General features: G+C 36.0%; 2 protein-coding genes. Both read right to left on the bottom strand.

Translation table 11 applies throughout. The features are described from left to right. Window positions 1-348: 348 nt before the first annotated feature. Window positions 349-513, bottom strand: coding sequence for a hypothetical protein (locus tag EG2_RS19050; RefSeq protein WP_156424265.1), 165 nt, complete (start codon window positions 511-513; stop codon window positions 349-351). Further along, on the bottom strand, window positions 506-1349 hold an 844-nt coding region (locus EG2_RS18150), incomplete at its 5' end, for an FtsK/SpoIIIE domain-containing protein (RefSeq protein WP_255210097.1). The genes EG2_RS19050 and EG2_RS18150, both read right to left, overlap by 8 nt.

Genomic DNA, 1349 nt, shown 5'->3' with positions numbered 1-1349 from the left:
TGCACCTCAGGGCTTTCGCTAACGCTAGGACGCTTCCGCGTCCTTCCGCCCTGAGGCTTGTTTGCTTGTGGAGCATACGCACAGCATCTTCCGTATTCTAATGAGGACAAATTTAATTTTCTGGCAACGCAAAGGACAAGTTAATATCCTCTACTTGTAGGTACAGTCGAGACCGGTCTTTACTTTTAACATAAGAACAGGAAAGTCCTTTGAATCGTCCATAAAAAACAGGCTGTTCCGCTGCTTTTTCGACAATTTGGTCACTATAGGATCGAGCACTTTTATTTGAAGTAAAAACCCGTCATATTCGCCTTCGATAATTGTCATAAGGCAACTGTAACCAATCAGTTAACTCGTTGGATACATACGTTGTACTCTCCAACGATTCTCTACTTTTTTATTGATAAAGAAGCTTAATCTCTTCTCACTGAAAACAATTGCCAAAAAAGAGTCAATCATTAAATCTTTTATTCCTAATCGAGTTCCACATGTAGCTGGGATTTCTTCATACATTTTTTCCCTCTTTCGTCTCCTTGATTTTTTCAGCCATTAATTGATCAGATAGTTGTTTAAATTCCGCAAAAAAGTTAAATCTTGTTATATCGATAAATGGCGCATAAAATTCTCGTACTTGATCGGTTCCCGAATCAATATAACCACGACCTTTAATCGGCTTATTAAATAATGATTTTACTGTATGTTCAAAGATCATCTTATACCCAGCTTTGGATACTCTTCCCAGTGTTACACGTAAACCAAAATTATCTCGTATCGCGCCGTCCAAATACTTTGTATCTGGGCGTTGGGTACCTAAAATTAAAAACACGCCACATTGACGACCCATTAAAGCAATTTGGTTCAAACATCCCATTGCCTTCTTTTTTTCTTTAGTATCTAACGATGCATAATATGCTGCCCATTCATCAATCACCAAAAAATGAGGAGTTAGATGATAATAAGTATAATCGTACCCTAACTCATACTCGGGCTGTTCTCTTAAAAAATCGTATCGATTAGCGGTTTCTTTAGCTAGATTTATTAAACAAGATAAAATACCACCACCATAAAAAACTTGATCTTTAAAAATTGGTATTTTTTCTAAACTAGCCAAATCTGCACGTTTTGGATCACAAATATCAAATGTACCATACGGTAATAATGCATAGATCAAAGACATCATAAAATACGTTTTTCCACCTCCAGTACTTCCTATAATTATGGCATGTGGTGCTTTATTAAATGCCCATTGAACATTCTTCATTAAGGTGATTATGCCATCTTTTACGGTTATATCTCGAATCCCAATACGATTTTTTTCCACATCGTATAAAAAGGTATAACAAATATAA

The sequence above is a fragment of the Enterococcus gallinarum NBRC 100675 genome (assembly GCF_001544275.1).
GTDB classification, from domain to species: domain Bacteria; phylum Bacillota; class Bacilli; order Lactobacillales; family Enterococcaceae; genus Enterococcus_D; species Enterococcus_D gallinarum.
This window is presented reverse-complemented; position numbering and strand designations above follow the sequence as displayed.

Coding starts and splice junctions, on each gene's coding strand:
- EG2_RS19050 (WP_156424265.1), bottom strand. CDS start 513: ATGTATGAAGAAATCCCAGCTACATGTGGAACTCGATTAGGAATAAAA.